Genomic DNA, 20,264 nt, shown 5'->3' with positions numbered 1-20,264 from the left:
CTTCGCGAACATGACCGTGTGGCGGCACTCGTCGGCGATCTCGGTGTAGGCGTACTGGACGTGGAGGCTCGTGGGGTCGTTGTGGTAGGCGTGCCGGACCAGCATCTGCATGAGGATCGTCTCGAACCAGATGCCGATGGTGGCGACGCTGGCGACCTCCAGTCGGGAGAGCTCCTTGCGCTTCTCGTCGCTGAGCTGGTCCCACAGGTGGGTGCCGTAGAGGGAGATGCGCTCGGGGCGGATCGCCCACATCTCGGGGTCCACGGGGGCGTCCCAGTCGATCTCGACCATGGGGTCGAAGGAGGCCTTGGCGGAGCCGCGCAGGAGGCGCTTGGCGATGTCCTCGCGGTCGGTGGTCTTCGGCTTGGCGACGACTTCGGCGGTCATCTCGTTCCTCCTCAGGAGGCGCTGGTCAGGGCGTGCGGGGAACCGTGGCGCGCATGGAGCCCCCGGGCGATCTCCGCGTCCGCGAAGGCGCCGTCGCTGAGGAGCAGGCCGAGCTGGAGCGACACGATCTGTTCGGTGGTTCCGGGGAAGTGCTTGGTCAGGTGCAGGGCGGCCGTCCCGAACGCCGTGCAGGCGACGTCGCGGGGCGCGCGCCGGGCACCGGCGGCGCGGACCACCGTCATCACGGTGTCGCGCTCGGTCTCGGCGGGCACCAGGCCGTCGAGGGAGGCGCCGGTGGCGCGGGAGCTCTCGTGGATGGGGGTGTCCACGTAGCCGGGGTAGACCGTGGTCACCCCGACGTGCGTGCCGTACTCGGCGCGCAGGCTGTCCGCGTAGGCGGTGACCGCGCGCTTGGAGACCGTGTAGGCCCCGGCGAGCGGCAACTGGAGGTTGGCCAGGAGCGAGGCGGTGACGATCACGCGGCCGCGGCTCCGGAGCAGGGCGGGCATCGCGGCGGCGGTCACCCGCCAGGTGCCGAGGAGGTTGACCTCCAGCGCCTGGTGGGCGTGCGTGTCGGGCAGGTGGCCGATGTCGACGGAGGGGCCGACCCCCGCGTAGTGGATGAGCAGGTCCAGGCTTCCGCCGAGTTGGTCGATCGCCTGGGCGACCCCCTCGCGCACCTGTTCGTCGTCGGTGATGTCGCAGGCGACGACGCCCGGGGCGGGCTTGCGGTCGATCCCGACGACGTTGACGCCGAGGTGGCGCAGGACCGCCACCGTGGCGCTGCCGAACGCACCGGAGGCGCCGGTCACGATGGCGTTCTGTCCGGGCAACCGACTCAGGTGGCGAGGCAAGGGGGTCGTCATGTGATCTCCTCCACAGTCATTGCCGGAACGTTACAACGAGCATTGTCACAATGCAATGGGTGGACACGGGAAATTTACTCACGAGTAAGGTCCGTGTTCCGGCGGTGTGACAGGGGTGCGGAGGGGTGTGCGGCCACGCCGCCGGGGGCCGTGCGCGCGCACGCACGGCCCCCGGCGGCGCTCGGCTCGGCGGTCGCCCTACCGTCCGAGCAGCCCCGCCTTCCGCCAGAAGTACCGGCCCAGGCCGGAGACGGCCCCAGCGGTGTCCAGGGTCCTGACCACCTTGCGCGACAGCTCGGTCTTGCTGTCGATGAAGCGGGTGTTGCGGCGGGCCGCCCGCTGCGCCTCCCGAGGGTCGAGGCCGATGCGCTCGTAGACCCTCGCGTGGATCAGCCGGGTGGTCGCGTAGTAGGTGACCAGGCCCAGTACGAGCCGAGAGTAGGCCCGGTCCACGGGGCCGCGCCGCACCCAGTCGCGGTGGAACTCCTCGCGGGCGTAGCGGATGTGGCGTGCCTCCTCGATCACGTGGATGCGGGAGGTGGCGCGCACGACCGGCTCGATGCTCTCGTCGTCGATCATCTCCCGCTGGAGCTGGTCGAGGATCTCCTCCACGAAGAGCGCGCCGGCGAAGATCAGTGGCCCGTGCGCGATCGCCTTGAAGAAGTTGCCCAGCACGTGCGCGACCGGGTCCAGTCGGTACGCGTGGGACCCCAGCCTCTCGATGGCCTTCGCGAACATGACCGTGTGGCGGCACTCGTCGGCGATCTCGGTGTAGGCGTACTGGACGTGGAGGCTCGTGGGGTCGTTGTGGTAGGCGTGCCGGACCAGCATCTGCATGAGGATCGTCTCGAACCAGATGCCCGTGGCCATGGTGCTGGCCATCTCCAGCCGGGAGAGCTCCCGGCGCTCGTCCTCGCTGAGGCGGTCCCACAGGTGGGTGCCGTAGAGGGAGACCCGCTCGGGGCGCATCCCCCACAGGTCCTCCAGGGGAGCCTCCCAGTCGATCTCCACGAGGGGGTCGAAGGAGGCCTTGGCGGAGCCGCGCAGGAGGCGCTTGGCGATGTCCTCGCGGTCGGTGAGTCTCGGTGTCGGCGCGTTTCCCACGGACATGGGTCCCTCCAGGGGGTTCCGTGCCGGAGGCGCGCCGAACGGGCGGTTCGAGTGGTGTGACCCCGTTCACTCCGATCACCTAGAACGTTACAATCTCCGTTGTCATCGTTCAACGGCGCCGGGGAGCGGATTTACTGATGAGTACGGCACTCCAGGGTCTCTAGGCTGGGTTCCATGGCCGAATACCGTATTGACGAACTCGCCCGGCTCGCCGACACGACGGTGCGCAACGTCCGGGTGTACCAGGACCGAGGTCTCCTCGCCCCGCCCCGGCGCCAGGGCCGCGTGGGCATCTACTCCGAGGCGCACCTCGCGCGTCTGCGGCTGATCGGCCAGCTCCTCCGCCGCGGCTACACCTTCGCCAACATCGGTGAGATGTTCCAGGTGTGGGAGCGCGGCGGCGACCTGTCAGAGATCCTCGGCTTCGAGTCCGCCGTTGGTGACGCCTGGAGCGACGAGATCGCCGACTACATCGGCATGGGCGACCTCAAGGACCTGTTCGGCAAGGGGGTGACGCCCAAGACCATAAAGCGCGCCCTCGACCTCGGTGTGCTGGAGCGCGACGGTCTGCGCTTCCGGGTCCCGAGCCCGCGCCTGCTGCACGCCGGCGTCGAGCTGGTCAAGCTGGGGATGAGCGTGGGGGCGGTGCTGGACATCGCGGAGAACCTGCGGGACAGGATCGGTGACGTCTCCGAACACATGGTCCGCCAGGTCTCCGACCACATCCTCGCCGAGCACGCCCCGGGCACCGTGATCCAGAGCGAGGACGTCGCGAAGATCGCCGAGCTCATCCGCCAGGTGCGCCCCCTCGCACAGCAGGCGGTGGACGCGGTCCTGGCCCAGGAGATGGCCCACCACCTCACCAATGTCATGGGCGACCACTTCGCCGTCGCCATGGAGCACCTCCGGAGCGAGGACCAGGCGACCCAGGACACCGACGGCCCCCACGGCCCCTGACCGGCACAGCGCCAGCCCACTCCCGCCGGACCCGCTCTCCGGCCACCTCGGACCCCGGACCCCCGTCGCCCCGACAGCCCAGGCCCCCACCCCCACCCCAGCCTCCTCCCGTCCCTCCGCGCCGGGCCCCACACCCGGACCGCCAGCCGGATCCCCACCATCCCCCTCCACACGAACCACGGGCCCGGACACCGGAGCAGGTGTCCGGGCCCGTTCGTGCACGGGGCCGGTCCGTCAGTCGTTGACCTTCGCGGCTTCGGGAGCGGGGACGGTCGTGCCGTCGACCACGGTCAGGGGAAGCGAGGTCGTGAAGCGCAGTTCGGCGAAGGCGCCGCTCGGGACCGCCGGCTCCTTCGGGAAGACCGGACGAACGCTCCGGTACCCCTCGCCCGACGCCGGACGGGCGTCCTCCTCGCCCTTGTTCGGCCACATCGACATCGCCCGCTCGGCCTGGGCGGTGATGGTCAGGGACGGGTTCACACCCAGGTTCGCGGTGACCGCCGAACCGTCCACCACGTGCAGGCCGGGGTGCCCGTAGAGCCGGTGGTAGGGGTCGATCACCCCGGTCTCGGGGCTGTCGCCGATCGGACAGCCGCCCAGGAAGTGGGCGGTCATCGGGATGTTGAAGATGTCGCCGACCGTGCCGCCCGGGTGGCCGTCGATCCGGTCGGCCAGCCGGGTGGCCACCTCCTGGCCCGCGGGGATCCAGGTCGGGTTGGGCTCGCCGTGGCCCTGCCGGGAGGTGAGCTTCTTCCTGCCCAGCAACCCCCGCCGGACCGAGGTGGTCAGCGAGTTGTCCAGGGACTGCATGACCAGGCCGATGATGATCCGCTCGGACCAGCGCCGGTTGGAGAAACTGCGCAGGAACACGGTCGGGTGGCGCGCGGCCAGGCCGAGGAAGCGCAGCCAGCGCGGGATGGAGCCGCCGCCCGGAACCTGGATCGCGGTGAGCAGGCCCATCGCGTTGGAGCCCTTGCCGTAGCGGACGGGCTCGATGTGGGTGTTCGCGTCGGGGTGGATCGAGGAGGTGATCGCCACGCCGTGGGTGAGGTCCTCCGGCGGCGGCACCCGCTTGCTCATGGCGCCCACCAGCGCTTCGGAGTTGGTCCGGGTCAGGGTGCCCAGCTTCTCGGACAGCCGGGGGAGGAGTCCGTCGGAGCGCATCCGGTGCAGGAGGGACTGGGTGTTGTAGGTCCCGGCCGCGACCACGACCTGGCGGGCGGTGAAGGTGCGGGCGTTGGAGCGGCGCCGGGGCGCGTCGGTCCGCAGGGTGTCCACCGCGTAGCCGCCGCCCTGGGACTCGGGGCGCTCGCGCAGCCGTTCGACGGTGGTCAGCGGGTGGATCTCGGCGCCGCCGCGCTCCGCGAAGTGGAGGTAGTTCTCGGTGAGGGTGTTCTTGGCGCCGTGGCGGCAGCCGGTCATGCACTCACCGCACTCCGTGCAGGCCCGGCGGTCGGGGCCCGCACCACCGAAGTAGGGGTCGCCGACGGACGCGCCGGGGGCCGCCTTGGCGCCGTCACCGTCCCTCCCGTCGCCGAAGCACACGCCGACCGGGGTGAGGCGGAAGGTGTCACCGACTCCCATCTCGTCGGCGACCGCCTTGAGGTGCACGTCAGACGGGGTGACGGTGGGGTTGGTGCGGACGCCGAGCATGCGGCGGGCCTGGTCGTAGAAGGGCGCCAGCTCCGACTTCCAGTCGGTGATGTGGCGCCACTGCGGGTCCTCGAAGAAGGCGTCCATCGGGTGGTACAGCGTGTTCGCGTAGTTGAGCGAACCGCCGCCGACTCCCGCTCCGGCCAGGATCATCACGTCCCGCAGGAGGTGGATGCGCTGGATTCCGTACAGTCCGGCTCCCGGGGCCCAGAGGAAGTTCCGTACATCCCAGGATGATGACGGCAGGGTCTCGGGTGTGAATCGTCGGCCCGCTTCCAGGACGCCGACGCGGTAACCCTTCTCGGTGAGGCGTAGGGCGCTGACCGATCCTCCGAAACCGGAGCCGATCACCACCACGTCGTAGTCGAAGGGGCCCTGGGTGCGGTGCGGTGCTTCGGCGGGGTCTTCCGTGCGCTGAGGGGACATGTCTCGGGTCTCTCTCCAGGTCGGATGCGGGGCCCGTATTGCGCCGGATACGAGTCCGCAACGATGAATGCGCCAACTAGAAATGTGACATTCGATATTGTAATGTTCGTCACTACCGCCGAGTAAGGTGTGTTCCATATAACACACGAGGCGTGCTTCGGCGCAAGTATCGCTCCCCTCGCCGCTCCCCCCGGCGGCGGATCACTGGAGGTTCACATGCCCAAGGCCCCCGAAGAGGTGCCCGAGGCGCCACAGGACGCGCCTGAGCAGCACGAAGGCAGTGGTGGAACGCGCTGGCGCAGGTTCGCCCTCGTTGTGGTGCCGGGGTTCCTGGCGGCCGGAGTCCTCGGCGCGATGACCACCCAGGGCCTCCTCGCCGCCTCCTTCGCGGTCTCCGGGGACAGCTTCAAGATGTCCGCGGACTCGCTCGCCGGAACCGGGTTCAGCCAGTACGGCGACGTCGCCAACTCGGTGGACGGCTCCGCCCGCGCCGTCGGCCTGTCCACCGTGAACAGCGCCGAGCTGGAGAACCTGTGCATGTCCTCCCTGTGGGACCTTCCCATCGGTGAGGCCACCCTCGTCATCAACGCCGGGGCCAGCGACCCGGTCGAGGGCACCAACCTCGTCATCGACATCGAACAGCTCCAGGGCAACGCCGAGTTCAGCGCCATCGAGATCGGCCGGGACGCCAGCACCCTGGACAAGGCGGAGGGCGGCCAGGGGCCCACCGGTGGATTCGGTCTCCAGGCCGACACCATCACCGTCTCGGAGATGGAGATGACCACGTGGGCGGTGAGCTCGGGCTCGCTGCGCCTCACCGGGCTGAACCTGGCGATCAAGCCCGGCAACCACGAGTGCTTCTGAGCCATGGCGCACGCACTGACGCCGATCCGCTCAGCGTGGGGATGGTTCCGTGACTGGCGACGGAGCCGCCCGTTCTGGGGCGGCTTCCTGCTTGTCGCCGCCGGGGTCGAGCTGCTGGTCGCACCGGCCGCACAGAGCCTGGTCCTGCCGATCGACCTGGTCATCTACGCGGGCATCGCCGGGGTCTACGGACCCCTCATCGCGTTCCTGCTGATCTCGCTCGGCGTGCTCAGCTGGCTCCAGCCCGCGCAGCACGTGTTCTTCGGCCTGGTCGGGCTCATGCTCGCGCTCGTGTCGTTCCCGACCTCCAACTTCGGCGGGTTCGTGATCGGCATGCTGCTCGGCATCGTCGGCGGATCCCTGGTGTTCGCGTGGTCGCCCGAGGTGCGACGCCGTCCCCGCCGACGCCGGGGTGCCCGGCCGCCCGCCTCCGAGGAGACCGGGGCCGACACCGGGAAGGCCGAGGACACCGGTCCCGAGGACACCGGGACGGGAACCGACACCGACACTGACAACGGGACCGCGGGCACCCGGGACCGCACCGAGGGGCCCGGCGGGGACGACACGCTGACCGAAACCGTCGACCGGGCCGAACCGCGCGATCACCCGCGCTACCTGGCCGCCGTCGCCCTGCCCCTCGCCGCCGCCGTCACGATCGCCTCGGCGCCCGCTCCCACCCTCGGCTGGCCCTGGGACTGGCTGCTCCCCGGCGACGACAAGGAGCAGACCGAGGAACAGCCGTCCGAGGAACCCTCGGACGAGCCCACCGAGCGGCCCGGCGGCACCGACCCCGAGGACGACCCCGCGGAGGACCCGGCCGACGAGGACACCGAGACCGACGAGCCCGAGGACGGCACCGACGAGGAGGAAGAGGAGACCGACCCGGAGGAGGGCGACGCCGAGGACTGCGAGCTGCGCGTCGGCGAGGCGGCCCTCATCGAGGACGAGGAGGACCTCCTCGCGGCGGTCCTGGCCTGCCAGGCCGCCCAGGACGAGGGACAGTACCCGGAGGTCCTGGTCGACTCCGACTACGACTGCTTCCGGGGCTCGGTCCGGGACTCCGGTCTCACCGCCGACAGCCTCACCATGTACGGCGCCCGCTACCGGGGCGTCGTGGAGTGCCCCACCGAGGACGGGCCCCAGCGCTACATCCGCCTCACCATGAGCAGTGGCGACGTCCGGGGCGGTGAGCTGTGGTTCGACGACCTCGGCACCCGCCGGAGTCTCGGGCTGCCCACCATGAACATGACCGGGGACGTGGAGATGCACGTGACCCGCATGCACGTCCGGCTGCTCGGAATCCCGCTGACCTTCACACCGGACTTCCCGCCGCCGCTCCTGCTCCCGATCATGTACCTCACGGACGTGGACGTGGACAACCCGATCGCCTACACCGACACGATGACCATCCCCGACCTGAACGGCCAGTACGGCGGGTAGCCGTCCCCGGCCGGGACGCGGGGGACCGGCAGCGCCCTGACGGGGACGCCGCGACCGCGGCGTCCCCGTTCCCGTGCGCCCCGAAGGGGCGGGCACCCGCTCGGGGTGCCCGCCCGCTCAGGGCCTCATCGGCGACGGCTCAGCCGACCAGCCCCCGGTTCACCAGTTCTCCGAGATCAGACGGCTGGGCTGGCCCACGTGCGACACGTAGAGGGCGTCCCGGGCCCGGGTACAGGCCACGAACAACAGCGTGCGCTCCTGCTGGCGGGCGTGCTCCAGGGCCACCTGGTCGCCGTCGGCCGCCTCCAGCGCGGCCTTGGGCGGAAGCAGGTGGTCACTCACCCCGACCAGCGCGACACAGCGGAACTCCTGGCCCTTCATCCCGTGCATCGTGCCGACCCGGACCGCAGAGGTGTCGGCGGCTCCCTCCAACGGGGTGGTCCGCACGCCACGGGCCTCCAGTTCCTTGGTCACACCGCGCACGACCCACTGGTTGCGCCCGGCCACGGCGATCTCGGACGGGTTCACCCCGGCCTCCAGCCACACCCGCACCCACTCACCCAGGGCGTCGAGCTCCTCGGTGCGGTTCTCGCAGCCGCGCACCACCGGGGCGGGGCCGCGCAGCAGTGAACGGTAACCGGCCAGGGTGTCGGCGTCGTCGTCCATCCCCAGGGCCGACCGTCGGCCCAGGATCGGCATGCTCCAGTCCAGGATCTCCTGGGTCACCCGGTAGCTGACCCGCAGCCGGTGGCCCCGGCCGCGCACGTTGATCCCCAACGAGGCCAGCGACACCCGGTTGTCGGACACCCGCTGGTTCGGGTCGCCCACGATGAACAGGTCGTCGGGGCCCTCCGGGACCGCGGCCCGCAGCATCCGCCACTGCGCCGGGTGCAGGTCCTGGGCCTCGTCGACCACCACGTGCCGGTACAGCGGTCCGGAGCGGCCGACCAGCCGGGCGGCCTCGCCGGCCAGCTGCGGGAAGGACCACAGGCCCTCCACGCGCATCGCGCCCACGTAGCGCCGGACCGTCTCCCACACCTGCCGCCGGTGCTCGGGCGCCAGGTGCTGGACCCGGCCGCTGCGCTCGCAGCGGATGTAGTCGGGGAGCAGCTCGAGGCCCTTGGCCAGGATCACCTGCTCCCACTCGTCCACGAGGAAGCGCCCGGAGAAGGGGAGGCCGTCGGCGAGCGCGACCGCGCGCCAGCGCTGGGCCAGCTCGTCCCGGCTCGCCATGCGCGGGGCCACGCTGGTGTGCGACTGGACGATCGACCGGGCCAGGCTGTCGATGGTGGCCACCCTGACCCGGGAACGCGTGCCCGGATCGGGCAGCAGCTGGTCGAGTCGCTCGGACAGGGACTGGGCCAGGGCTCGGTTGTAGGAGGTGAGCAGGACCGACTCGCGCTGGTCCTCGGGGTGGGCGGCGGCGTCCAGCTCCGCCAGGTACGCGGCTCGGTAGAGGGCCATGACGGTCTTGCCGGTCCCGGGGCCACCGGTGACCTGCGCCGATCCCCTGAAGTGCGCCTCGGTGACCCGGTGCTGGTCCGGGTGCAGGGTGATCCGCCACTGGGAGAACGGTGAGCCGAGGGCCCCGGCGAGCTCGGGCGGGCCGACGGGAGTGGGGTCGACGCCCTCGGCCCCGACCTCGGTGAGGGTGGCGGTGGCGTGCGGGCGCAGGCTCCGGGCGTAGCGCAGGGCCTCGTCGCGCGGGCGCACGGTGAGCAGCCGGTAGGGGGTGTCGTCGGTGTCGACGCCGGCGCTGGCGTCCTCGGCCGGTTCGGTCCCGGCGTCGGGGTCGGGGACGATGACGCCGGACCAGTCGGGGGCGATGCTGACGACCCGGACCCGGGGGTCGGCGGCGCCCGGGACGGACTCCGTTCCCGGGTGGTCACCGGCCTGGTAGGCGCGCATCACGGCCAGGGTGTCGAGCTGGATCTCGGGCGTGAGGCGGCTGAAGTCGCTGAGAAACGTCGGGGCGATCGCAAGGGCGGACACGTGGTGGATTCCTCCGGTCTTCGACCTGGTGGTGGCTCTGCTGGACGGTCGGAGCGGATGGTGTCGTTCGAGGAAGCCGGCGGGCTTCGCTCTCACCTGAGACATGCTCGCGGCGGAATTTGGGCAAACGCCGCCTGAGGGCGGATTCACGGCCGTTTTCCGGGAGGCTTCCTTCGTCTCGTATGTGCAGGTCAGTGGCGTTTTTGCGTAAGGGAGTTCGATGGGTTTCCGGGGCCTCTGAGTGGCCGTCGAAGTGGTCTCGACTGACCTGCGGTTCCTCGGTGGTCCGTGATGTCCGAAAGTGGGGTTGTGTATTGGTCCGAAACCCGTGAATCGAGTGCGGGCTTCGCTGTTCCCCCTGGGGAGGGTTGGCGGGATGGGAGTGGTCGGATGCGCGAGAACAGGGTGACCGAAAACCGGAATGGGCCAGAGGTGGGAAGGACCCGCCAAACATGAGAGGTCACCGGCTACGGGCTCACACTCTGGCCGGTACCGGACACTCTCTGTGCAGGGGGCCGTGCGGTGCGAGATCGTGTACGGACCCGGGGCGCACAACGCGTGGTTCAGGACTCTGCCGGGGTCCGTCCTACCCCGGCAGAGTCCTCAACCACCCGGAGGGCGAGGTCGTCGGTCCGCGCAGCGTGTGCGGCCGCCGACCGCTCCGGTGAGCGGGGACCCCAACCACCCTAGAGAAGCGGTACCCCGTCCCCGGTCTCCCCAAAGCCCTGGCAGTGCCGAAAGCCGGACTCCGGCGAAGGGCTCGGGCTTCGCGGCGACCTCCTCGACGACGGGACTCCGTGTTCTCGCCGGTTCCACGCGGCACCTCCTTCCAAGGACGGCCCGGTCGACACTCCGGGACCTCGAACTCCGAGAAGCATCCTGCCGTCCGGGTGTGACATTCGGACTCCCGACGCGTGACCACCAAGGCCCCCGAGCGCCGCGGTCACCACCGTCCACTGAGGCGCGGAGCCCGGCGCATGCTCTAACGTTGGTGGTGACAAACCGGGCGGAAGGAGCGGGACGAGCACGTGGCCCCCAACGACAAGAACCACCTGCGTATCTCGGACACCGAACGCGACCAGGTCGCCGAGATCCTGCGCGAGGCCGCGGGCGAGGGACGGCTGGGCCTCGACGAGCTGGACGAACGCCTCGACGCCGTCTACGCCGCCAAGACCTACGCCGACATCCAGCCGATCGTGGCGGACCTGCCCGCCGGGGCCGGCGGCTTCGGCGGCCCCGCGCCCGCCGGACCGAGCCGCCCCGGCGCGCTCGCACCCCAGGTCCCCAGCCCGCCCTCCTCGGGAGGTCAGACGCTGTACCTCACGGGCCAGGGCGACTCCGTCGTGCGCAAGAAGGAGTGGACCGTTCCGCAACGGGTCGAGGTGAACGTGCGGTTCGGCGAGGCCAAACTCGACTTCCGTGAGGCCCGCCTGACCGCCCCCGTCACGGAGATCTGGCTGGACGTCTCCTGGGGCTCCGGCGACCTGATCATCCCCGAGGGCGCCACGGCCGAGGTCAACCTCGAGACCTCGTGGTTCGGCAGCCAGCGTTCGGACGTCGACTCCATCGCCCGCCACGACGCCCCGCACTTCGTCATCACCGGTAAGAACCAGGGTGGCAGCCTCAAGGTGCGTCACAAGAGGTCAGGCGGCTGGACCGACATCTTCGGGTGACCCGGGAACCCGAGACCCGGGCCGCCCGCCCCCGTCGTGCGCCATGATGGTGTGGCCGCGCGGCAGGGGCCGTGCGGAGAGCGGGAGGACTCGGGGCTGTGGGCATCTGGATCGCGGCGAGCCTGGCGGGCCTGTGCGCCCTCGCACTGGCACCCTTCGCCTGGACCTACCTGGCGAGCGCGCGCCGACGGCGCACCGTCGACTCCGTGCCGCACCGGCCCGTCGCGGTGGTGCTCGGCGCCGCGGCCTGGTCCGACGGACCCTCCCCGCTGCTCGCCCGCCGCCTGGACCTCGCCGTCCGACTGGTGGAGGCCGGGAGGGTCGACCGCGTCATCGTCTCCGGAGACAACCGCGAGGTCTCCCGCCGCGAGACCGACACCATGACCGACTACCTCGTGGCCCACGGGGTCCCCGCCGACCTGGTGACGGCCGACCCGTTCGGCTACCGCACCTGGGACACCTGCGTGCGGATGCGCGGGCTCTACGGCGTGGACGCCGCGACCATGGTCACGCAGTCCTTCCACCTCCCGCGCACCGTCTCCCTGGCGCGCGCCGCCGGGATCGACGCCGTGGGGGTGGGCGACCCCAGCCTCGGGGCGCGCCGCCGGTCCACGCTCATCGGCTACGCGCGGGAGGTCGGCGCCGCCGGGAAGGCCCTGAAGGACGCCCTGCTGCGCCCCGACCCCCTCCGGGGCGAACTCACCGACTCCGACCCCCAGGCCCCCCGCACACCCGGCGAGGAGTTCCCCGGCAGCCGGTGAGAAGCACGACGCCGGGCGCCGATTCGCGCCCGGGCGTCAAGCCGGGATAATCGGCACATGAACGCGACCTCCGGAAACGAACCACACGACAACACGGCGGACACGGACTGGACCGCCCTGGTCCCCGAGGGCGGTGAGCGCGTCCCCGAGCTGCTCGAACAGGTCGCGGCCAGCGACAGCGCCCTGTCCGACCTCCACGACCTCATCCACTTCCCCGCCCCCGGCCACCGGGCCGCCCCCAAGGTTGTGGACCGTCTGGTCGACATCGCGACCGCGGAGGAGACCCCGCCCACCGACCGGTGGCGCCCCCTGAGCCTCCTCCTCGAACTCGTCAGCGCCCACGCCGAGGACCGCTTCCCCCAGCACCGCGACCTCGACCAGTGGCGCGACGAGGTGGCCTGGGCCGTCTCCAACGACGCCGCGAAGGTCCGCGAGCAGTACCGCGCCTGGATGGAGGAGGCTCCGGACGAGCAGCACTTCCACCGGATGCGCAACCGCCTGGCCGTGATGGAGGCCGACGACGGCGCCGAGCTGCTCCAGGCCGAGCTGGACACCTACGACGCCGTCCTGGCCCGCGTCCCCGACCTGGTCACCCTCCTCCAGGGCGGTACCAACCGCGGCGGCCTCGACCGCGCGGGGGAGTGGGTCAGCTACCTGCTGGGCTTCCTCCCCGCCGACGCCGAGCGGATCTCCTCCGAGATCACGGGCGCCTCCCAGGTGCTCCTCGCCAAGGACCTGCGCTCCGCCCCCAAGGCCCCCACGTCGATGCGCGAGATCATGACGCAGGGTATGGACAGCGGCGAGCCGCTGCCCGCCGAGCTGTTCGCCCTCGGTCAGGTCGCGGATCCGCAGGACGTGGACACCACCATCGGTCTCACCCACCAGATGGCCGGCGGCAACCTGTACAACTCCTTCGCCGCCTCGGTGGCACTGGTGCTGATCCACGGGGAGAACACCCCCAGGGAGGGGCTGCGCCGGGTCGGTCGCGGCGGCGGCACCACCGTGGGCTACGAGGGCCTGTTCAACGAGTCGTGGCCGCACTGCGGACAGCGTTCCCCTCAGGTCCTGGGCTTCCTGGCGCTGGGGCGCGCCGGTGACCGCGCCCGCCGCCTGCGCCTGGACATCCTGTCCGGGCTGCTCAAGAGCGAGGAGGAGTCCCGCGCCCTGGTCACCGGCGCCGGTCTCGAGCTGGTCCTGGGTCCGCGCTCCAAGGGGTACACCGTCGAGGAGCACGCCCAGGCCGACTACGACGAGGAGACCCTGAAGGTCCTGTGGGCCATCGCGGAGCTGCCCGCCTCCGCGTGGGAGGACGAGGAGTTCACGGAGACCCTGCGCGCTTGGGCGCTGCCCGACAACGCCGAGGAGTACTGCGCCCTGGTCGGTGTGGAGCCCGAGCCCGAGGCGGAGGAGCCGCAGGAGGCCGCGCCGCAGCAGCAGGCCCCGGAGGCGCCCACCGGCCTGTTCGGCCGCCTCTTCGGCGGGGGCCGCTGAGCCCGACCCCGCCGAGCCGCGGCCGTCGAACCCGCTCCCGGACGCCGGGAGCGGGTTCGACTGTCAGGGGGTGGACTCCACTGCGAGGGCGTCGTCCACACCGGTCTCGTAGTCGCCGAGGAAGCGGGGGTCGGGCCGCAGGACCACGGTGCCCAGCGCCGCCACCGCCGCCGCGACCTCGCGGGCCCAGCCGTAGACCGTGGCGACGGCGCGCTGGTCCATGCTGGCCCCGCCCACACCGACCGTGTCGATGCCCGCCGCCCGGCACAGGCGCACGGCGCGAGGCAGGTGGAACTCCTGGGTGACGACCGTGGCCTCCTCCACGCCGAAGACCTCCCTGGCGCGGGCGCAGGAGTCCCAGGTGGAGAAACCGGCGTGGTCGCCCACCACCCGGTCCTCCGGGACGCCGGCCGCCACGAGGTAGTCGCGCATCGTGTCGGTCTCGTTGTAGTGCTCGACCCCGTTGTCGCCGGTCACCAGGACCGCGCGGACGCTCCCGGCCTCGTAGAGTTCCGCCGCCAGGTCCAGCCGCTGGGCCAGCAGGTAGCTCGGCAGGCCGTCGGGACGGACTCCGGCGCCCAGGACGATGGCCACCGGTCGGTCGGGCACGGAGCTCACGGAGTGCCGCTGATCGCCGGTGGAGGCCAGCACCCACACGAACGGGACACACCCCAGCAGCACCAGGGACACGGCCAGCAGCGCCAGGCGGCGCCGGAGCCGCCTCCCGCTCTCGGGTTCGCTGTTCTCGGCGGGGGTGGGTGTCGCGGAGGTCGTCACATCAGGGGAGACGCACGGCGAACGAGCGGAGTTCCGGAACCGCGCCCCCGGAAACCCGCCTGTGCGGGACCGAACGCCCGGGCTAGAGTCGGCGCATGTCCCCACAGCCGCACGAACCCCACGACGAACTCCCGCCGAGACTGCGGGCCATCGCCGACCTCATGCCCGGATCCCTGCGCGAGGGCGCGGGGATGCACGAGTACGACGGCAGGGCCGCGGACCTCTCCCCGGACGGGGTGCGCGCCGCCCTCGCCGGGCTCGGAGGAGAGCCCCTGGGGGACCCGTACGACGAGGCCCATCTGACCGCCTTCGAGAACGGTCTCCGCTACGAACTGGGCGAACTGGAGACACACCGCACCAACCCGCTCCACCACGTGGGCGAGATGGACCTGTCCAGCTACGAACGCGAGTACGCCCCCGAGGCCGAACGCGCCGCCGCGCGGATCGAGCACCTGCGCCTCTGGCCGACCCTCGCCGACAACGCCGTGGCCGCCCTGGACCGGCTCAGCGCTCCCGTCGCCCGGTCCCTGCTCGGACCGGTCCGGGGTCTGGCCGAACTCCCCGACGGCCTCCCCGAGGACGTGCGCCGCGACGCCCTGGCCGCGCACGCCCGCCTGCTCGCCCACGTCGAGCACGCCGCAGAACACGGCCCCGAGAGCGCGTCGCTGGGAGCCGAGGCGCTGAGCCGCCTGATGGGCGTCGGAGAGGCCATGGAGGTCGACCTCGACTCCCTGGCCTCCCGGGCCGACGCCGAACGCGACCGTCTGCGTGCCGGACTCGCCGAGGCCGCCGCGCGGCTGGCCCCCGGCCGCGACCCGATGGAGTTCAGCCGGGAACTCACCGGCCAGCACCCCGACGCCGAGGGCGTCCTGGACGCCGCCCGCACGTGGACCCGGATCTGCCTCGACTTCACCGAGGAACGCCAGCTGGCCCCCTTCAACGACGGTGAGTGCCGGATCGACGTGCCGCCGCCCGCGCTCCGCTGGGCCACCGCGATGATGGCCTGGTCCGGCCCGTGGGAGGCGGACAACCCGTCCTTCTACTACGTCACCCCGCCCGCCCCGGAACTGTCGGAGCAGGAGGCCGCCGAGTGGCTGGAGCAGTTCAGCCACACCACCCTGCCCGCCGTGAGCGTCCACGAGGTCGCGCCCGGCCACTTCTCCCACGGCCGCGCCCTGCGCCGCGCACCGAGCCAGGTCCGCCGGGCCCTGCACTCCATGACCTTCGCCGAGGGCTGGGCCCACTACGCAGAGGAGATGTGCCTGGAGGAGGGGTTCGGCGCGTACGCGGCCGAGCGGCTCGGTGACCCCGGCTGGACCGCCGACCACTACGAGATCGGTGTGTGGCTGGAGGCGCTCATCCGCGTCACCCGGCTCTCCGTGGCCATCGGCATGCACACCGGAACGATGACGGTGGAGCAGGCGGCCGCGCGCTTCTCCGAGGACACCCCGTTGCAGGGACCCGCGGCGCTCTCCGAGGCCAGGCGGGCCACCTTCGATCCCACGTACGGCCGCTACACCTGGGGCAAGCTGGAGATCATGGCGCTGCGAGAGCGAGCCAGGGAGCAGTGGGGGAGCGGGTTCTCGCTGCCCCGCTTCCACCGCGCGCTCCTCCAGCTGGGCTCGCCGCCCCTGGGCCTGATCGGCGCCGCACTGGACGACTGAAGCGGGCCCCGGCCCGTGGAACACCGCACCCGGTGCCCACGGGCCCGGTCGACCGTCGTGAAACTGCCCGCGTCGACGCCCGGTCCTTTCCCGCAAGCGCGGAGCGTACGGGCCACCGGGCGCCCGCGCCCTAGGCTCCGGGGGTCTCCTGGCCGGGCAGGCCCAGGTTCGCCAGGGCGGTCCGCACCCGGCCGCGAGCCTTCTCCAGGGACCTCGCGGCCGTGGTGGCGTCCACCTCGGCCAGCAACGACACCAGGGCCACCCGGGTGTCCCCCTCGGCCTCGGAGAGGGCCTCGGCACACGCCTCCTCGGCCAGACCGGTGGCCTCCACAAGGATGGTCACCACGCGTCCGCGCAACTTGCCGTTGGTGGCGTCCACACCCACCATCAGGTTCGAGTAGGTCCGGCCGATCCTCACCATCACGGCGGTCGAGAAGGCGTTCAGGAGCAGCTTCTGCGCGGTTCCCGCCTTCATCCGGGTCGAACCGGCGATCACCTCGGCTCCGGTGGACACCCCCACGTGCACGTCGGCACCGGACGCCAGGGGGGCGTCCGGGTTCGCGCTGATCAGCACGGTGGCGGCCGACCTCTCACGGGCCGCCTCCAGGGCACCGCCCACGTACGGGGTGCGGCCGCTGGCGGCCAGACCCACCACGAGGGAACCCGGCGCCACGGCGGCGGCGTCGATCCGGCCGGACTCCCAGTCGTCCTCGATCCCCTCCACGGCGCGCACGAGGGCCTCGCCGCCGCCCGCGTGGTGGGCCACCACCCACTCCGGGGGGACACCGTAGGTCGGCGGCAGCTCGGCTGCGTCCAGCGCCGCGATCCGCCCCGAGGTGCCCGCCCCGAAGTAGTGGATGCCCGCGCCGCGCTCCAGCGCCGCCACACCCAGCTCCACGGCCCGGGCCAGCTCCGGCAGTACCGCGGCCACCGCGGCGGCGACAGTGGTGTCCTCCGCGTTGATCTGCCGAAGCACGTCCAACGCGGGAAGCAGGTCGATGTCGTAGGTTCCCGAGTTGCGGGCCTCGGTGGGCGCCCGCACGATCACGGCCTCACCGTTGGGTGTCCGCCCGTCTGATCCCCCGGAGTTCCCGGGGTCCTGCTCCGTGCCACCGTGCACTGCGCTCTCCTGTTCGGCCCGCACCCTCTGCGGGTCAGTCGTCGTTTCCAGCGGGGGTGTTCCTCGCGGCGGACGCGTCGTTGCGCCGTCGTCTGCGGTCATCACTCAGGCGAAGACCGCGGACCGCCTCGTAGGTGGTCTCCAGCGCCGACCTGCTGTCCGTGTAGCGGATCTGGGCCAACCCGACGAACAGGCAGTCCACCACCGTCAGCTGGGCCAGCCGGGAGGCCGTGGCCCCCGAACGGAACATGGTCTCCCGCGCCGCCGTGGTCAGCACGTGGTCGGCGAAACCGATCGGAGACCGGGGGAAGTTGGTGATCGCGACCGTTCGGGCGCCGCGCCTGCCCGCCTCGGTCAACGCCTGCACGGTGTCGATGGTGGTTCCGCTGTGCGAGATGCCGATCGCGACGTCGCTCGCCTCGAGGAGGGCGGCGCTGGTCAGCATCACGTGCGCGTCCGACCACGCGAACGAGGTCAGCCCGATCCGGTGCAGCTTCTGCTGGAGGTCCGCGCCGACGAACGCGCTCGCACCCACTCCGTAGACGTCGATCCGGCGCGCGTTCGACATGGCGTCGATGACCGCGCGCAGCACCTCCACGTCCATGGCGGCGCCGGTCTCCTCGACGGCGCGCGCGTCGGTGTAGGCGATCTTCTGCACGACGGTGACGAGGGTGTCGTCGGGGTTGATGTCACTGGCCAGCTCGGCGGTGTTGCCGCGCGCGCCCCTGGCCTGCCCGGCCTCGGTGGCCAGCGCCAGGCGCAGCTCGCGGTAGCCGCTGAAGTCGATCGTGCGGCAGAACCGGATGACCGTGGCCTCGGAGGTCGCGCAGTCCTTGGCCAGCTGGGTGATGGAGGACGCGGCGGCGCGTTCGGGGTCGTCGACGACCCGCTGGGCCACTCGTTGCTCGGCCGGGGCCAACGAGGGGAGCAACGACCTGATCCGCAGGACCGTCGTGGGGACCGGCGGTGATGGGACGTCGCCACGGCCGCCAGACGGCTTCGGGATTTGCGCCATGGAGGAAAGTTTCTTTCGGTCGTGGTGCAGAGTCAACGCACTGACGGGAAAAACCGGGAGATTCAAGGATTTCAAGGGACGGCCCGTGCGGCAAGTGCACCCGTTCTGATTGCGGTATCCCAGCTCAGACGGCACCCTTGGAGGCGAGGCGGCACGTTCCCACCCAACACACCCGTGTCCGCCTCACAGGGGGGATGAAGCCGTGCCGCTGTACGACCCGCCAGAGGTACGCGGCGCGGCGACCGTCGATCCCCGGGACCCGCCCGAGCCGGCCTCCCACGGACTCCACGTCAGCCTCCTCGGCCGCTTCGGCGTTCAGATCGACGGCGCTCCGCTGAGACTGCGCGGCGACCGCCGCCGCGCCCTCCTGGCCACCCTGATGCTCAACGCGGGCCGGACCGTGTCCACCGACGAACTCATCGAACGCGTCTGGGACACCCCCGGCCAGGCGGCCAAGGGCGCGCTCCAGGTCCACGTGGCCCGCGCACGCGCCCTCCTCGAACCCCTCCTGGGCACGCCGCTCATCCGGGGCGCGGACGGCGGGTACCGGATCGACCTCGACGAGCACCGTTCGGACCTCCTGCTCTTCCGCGCCCTGGCCCGGCAGGCCGAGCTCGCCGCCGCGCGGGGCGAGGCCGACACGCACGCGGACCTCCTGCGCCGTGCCCTGGCGCTGTGGCGCGGCCCGGTCCTGAGCGACGTCACCGCGCCCCTCCTGCACGCCCGGGACGTGCCCGGACTGAACGAGGAACTCCTGCGCGTGGCCGAGCGGGGGTTCGACGCCGCCCTGGCCAGGGGCGAGCACGAACACGTCGCCGCCCGCATCGGCTCCCTCGTGGCCGACCACCCTGAACGCGAACCCCTCATCCGGGCCCAGATGATCGCCCTCTACCGCTCCGGCCGCCAGAGCGAGGCGCTGCGCGTCTACGACAGGGCTCGGAGCGTGCTGTCCGAGCGTCTGGGGGCCGACCCCGGACGTGAACTCCAGGAGACCTTCCACGGCATCCTGCGCGGAGACCTCGACTCCCGGCTCGGCACCCGCCCGGTGACCGGTGGTCCGGTGGCCGGCGCCGCCACGGGCACCCTCGTGCCGCGCCCGCGCACCCACAACGAGACCCGGCCCTGCGCCGCACGCCGCACCGCCCGGACCGGCGCGGGTCTCGTGCCCGCCGAACTCCCCTCCGCCCCCCGCACCCTGGTGGGCCGGTCCGGCGCCCTGGCCGAGCTCGACCGCCTCGTCGACCCCTGCTCGCCGGTGCCCGGCAGCGTCCTGGTCCGGGGACCGGCCGGTTCGGGGAGCAGTGCCCTGGCCGTGCGATGGGCGCACTCGGTGGCCGCGCACTTCCCGGACGGGCAGCTGTACGTGAACCTGCGCGCCCCCGACGGCAGTCCGCGCCAGCCGGGGGAGGTCCTGCGCCGCCTGGTCCGTTCGCTGTCCGCCGGGACGGTGGACGCCGGAAGCCCGGACGATCCCGCACCCGAACCCGATGAGGTGGCGGCCCGGGCCCGATCCCTGATGGCGGGGCGCCGGGTGCTGATCCTGTTGGACAACGCCGCCACCGCGCATCAGGTGCGCCCCCTGCTGCCGGGCGGCCAGGGGAGCTGCGCCGTCGTGGCCAGTCGCGGCTGGCTGACCGACCTCCTGGTCCGTGACGGCCTGCGTGCCCTGCCGGTGGACGCCCTGCCGGAAGAGCACGCGGTCACCCTGCTGCGGTCGCTGGTGGGCCCCGACCGTTGCACGCCGCAGGCGCTGCGGCGCGTGGCCGAGCTGGCGGGCTGTCTTCCGCTGTCCCTGCGGATGGCGGTGGCCTGGCTGGACGCCCACCCCGATCAGTCCGCGGCGGAACTGGTGCGTCTGGTGGAGAGGGAGGACCCGGCGCACGGGGTCTCGCCCACGGCCCGGATGGCCGCGGTCCTGCGCGCCGGGCCCCTGGGGGCGGGCGCGGTCGCAGGGAAGTACCGACCGGGTCCGCAACCCCGCGCCTGAGTCTGGGCGATCCGTCTTACGGTCGGCTTTCGTCCGGGCGAAGTCTTCGGACACGGATCGACGACGGAGACGGCCGTGGGT

At 72.0% G+C, this 20,264-nt stretch carries 16 protein-coding genes; 8 read left to right on the top strand and 8 right to left on the bottom strand.

The window, feature by feature from the left end:
* The 3 genes from BDW27_RS02350 to BDW27_RS02340 form a co-directional block, all read right to left on the bottom strand.
* On the bottom strand, window positions 1-387 hold a 387-nt coding region (locus BDW27_RS02350; RefSeq protein ID WP_146223240.1), incomplete at its 3' end, for a diiron oxygenase.
* 11 nt (window positions 388-398) lie between these two features.
* On the bottom strand, window positions 399-1,253 hold the full coding sequence (locus BDW27_RS02345; RefSeq protein WP_026129721.1) for an SDR family oxidoreductase: 855 nt from the start codon (window positions 1,251-1,253) through the stop codon (window positions 399-401).
* A gap of 198 nt (window positions 1,254-1,451) precedes the next feature.
* Entirely contained in the window at window positions 1,452-2,363 is a 912-nt protein-coding gene (locus BDW27_RS02340) for a diiron oxygenase (RefSeq protein ID WP_110048027.1), read from the bottom strand.
* Window positions 2,364-2,537: 174 nt separating this feature from the next.
* Between BDW27_RS02340 and BDW27_RS02335 the strand changes: the two genes are divergently transcribed.
* Window positions 2,538-3,320, top strand: coding sequence for a MerR family transcriptional regulator (locus BDW27_RS02335; protein ID WP_017543676.1), 783 nt, complete (start codon window positions 2,538-2,540; stop codon window positions 3,318-3,320).
* A gap of 234 nt (window positions 3,321-3,554) precedes the next feature.
* On the opposite strand, the gene BDW27_RS02330 is transcribed toward BDW27_RS02335, so the two are convergent.
* The gene (locus BDW27_RS02330) at window positions 3,555-5,399 is read right to left on the bottom strand and encodes a GMC oxidoreductase (RefSeq protein ID WP_110048026.1); all 1,845 of its coding nucleotides are present in this window, start codon (window positions 5,397-5,399) and stop codon (window positions 3,555-3,557) included.
* A 216-nt stretch (window positions 5,400-5,615) separates the two neighbouring features.
* Between BDW27_RS02330 and BDW27_RS02325 the strand changes: the two genes are divergently transcribed.
* Together BDW27_RS02325 and BDW27_RS02320 are read left to right on the top strand one after the other, a co-directional pair.
* Window positions 5,616-6,263, top strand: a complete 648-nt coding sequence (locus tag BDW27_RS02325) for a DUF6230 family protein (protein WP_110048025.1) — start codon at window positions 5,616-5,618, stop codon at window positions 6,261-6,263.
* Between the two features lie 3 nt (window positions 6,264-6,266).
* Window positions 6,267-7,703 (top strand): DUF6114 domain-containing protein, encoded by a 1,437-nt coding sequence (locus tag BDW27_RS02320; RefSeq protein ID WP_110048024.1) that lies wholly within the window; start codon window positions 6,267-6,269, stop codon window positions 7,701-7,703.
* A 159-nt stretch (window positions 7,704-7,862) separates the two neighbouring features.
* Here the strand turns inward: BDW27_RS02320 and BDW27_RS02315 are convergent, their stop codons facing one another.
* On the bottom strand, window positions 7,863-9,695 hold the full coding sequence (locus BDW27_RS02315) for a UvrD-helicase domain-containing protein (protein ID WP_110048023.1): 1,833 nt from the start codon (window positions 9,693-9,695) through the stop codon (window positions 7,863-7,865).
* Window positions 9,696-10,723: 1,028 nt separating this feature from the next.
* Here BDW27_RS02315 and BDW27_RS02310 point away from each other — a divergent pair.
* From BDW27_RS02310 to BDW27_RS02300, 3 genes are all read left to right on the top strand, one after another.
* On the top strand, window positions 10,724-11,368 hold the full coding sequence (locus tag BDW27_RS02310) for a DUF1707 domain-containing protein (RefSeq protein ID WP_110048022.1): 645 nt from the start codon (window positions 10,724-10,726) through the stop codon (window positions 11,366-11,368).
* 98 nt (window positions 11,369-11,466) lie between these two features.
* Window positions 11,467-12,129, top strand: coding sequence for a vancomycin high temperature exclusion protein (locus tag BDW27_RS02305; protein ID WP_110048021.1), 663 nt, complete (start codon window positions 11,467-11,469; stop codon window positions 12,127-12,129).
* 57 nt (window positions 12,130-12,186) lie between these two features.
* Window positions 12,187-13,620, top strand: a complete 1,434-nt coding sequence (locus BDW27_RS02300; protein ID WP_110048020.1) for a hypothetical protein — start codon at window positions 12,187-12,189, stop codon at window positions 13,618-13,620.
* Window positions 13,621-13,683: 63 nt separating this feature from the next.
* Here BDW27_RS02300 and BDW27_RS02295 read toward each other — a convergent pair whose 3' ends face one another.
* A complete protein-coding gene (locus BDW27_RS02295) occupies window positions 13,684-14,397 on the bottom strand; it encodes a vancomycin high temperature exclusion protein (RefSeq protein ID WP_110048019.1) in 714 nt (237 codons plus the stop codon).
* 95 nt (window positions 14,398-14,492) lie between these two features.
* Here BDW27_RS02295 and BDW27_RS02290 point away from each other — a divergent pair, with 95 nt between their 5' ends.
* On the top strand, window positions 14,493-16,061 hold the full coding sequence (locus BDW27_RS02290) for a DUF885 family protein (protein ID WP_110048018.1): 1,569 nt from the start codon (window positions 14,493-14,495) through the stop codon (window positions 16,059-16,061).
* Between the two features lie 130 nt (window positions 16,062-16,191).
* Here the strand turns inward: BDW27_RS02290 and BDW27_RS02285 are convergent, their stop codons facing one another.
* Both BDW27_RS02285 and BDW27_RS02280 read right to left on the bottom strand, forming a co-directional pair.
* Window positions 16,192-17,205 (bottom strand): N-acetylmuramic acid 6-phosphate etherase, encoded by a 1,014-nt coding sequence (locus BDW27_RS02285; RefSeq protein ID WP_110048017.1) that lies wholly within the window; start codon window positions 17,203-17,205, stop codon window positions 16,192-16,194.
* A gap of 10 nt (window positions 17,206-17,215) precedes the next feature.
* Window positions 17,216-18,196: a MurR/RpiR family transcriptional regulator gene (locus BDW27_RS02280; protein WP_110048016.1), complete on the bottom strand. Its 981-nt coding sequence runs from the start codon at window positions 18,194-18,196 to the stop codon at window positions 17,216-17,218.
* A gap of 202 nt (window positions 18,197-18,398) precedes the next feature.
* Here BDW27_RS02280 and BDW27_RS02275 point away from each other — a divergent pair, with 202 nt between their 5' ends.
* Complete coding sequence (locus BDW27_RS02275; protein WP_110048015.1) at window positions 18,399-20,183, top strand: BTAD domain-containing putative transcriptional regulator; 1,785 nt, start codon at window positions 18,399-18,401, stop codon at window positions 20,181-20,183.
* Window positions 20,184-20,264: the final 81 nt, after the last annotated feature.

This window comes from Nocardiopsis sp. L17-MgMaSL7, from assembly GCF_003182025.1.
GTDB lineage: Bacteria > Actinomycetota > Actinomycetes > Streptosporangiales > Streptosporangiaceae > Nocardiopsis > Nocardiopsis prasina.
Note: the sequence above shows the minus strand (reverse complement) of the source record. Positions and strands in the feature narration are given on the sequence as shown.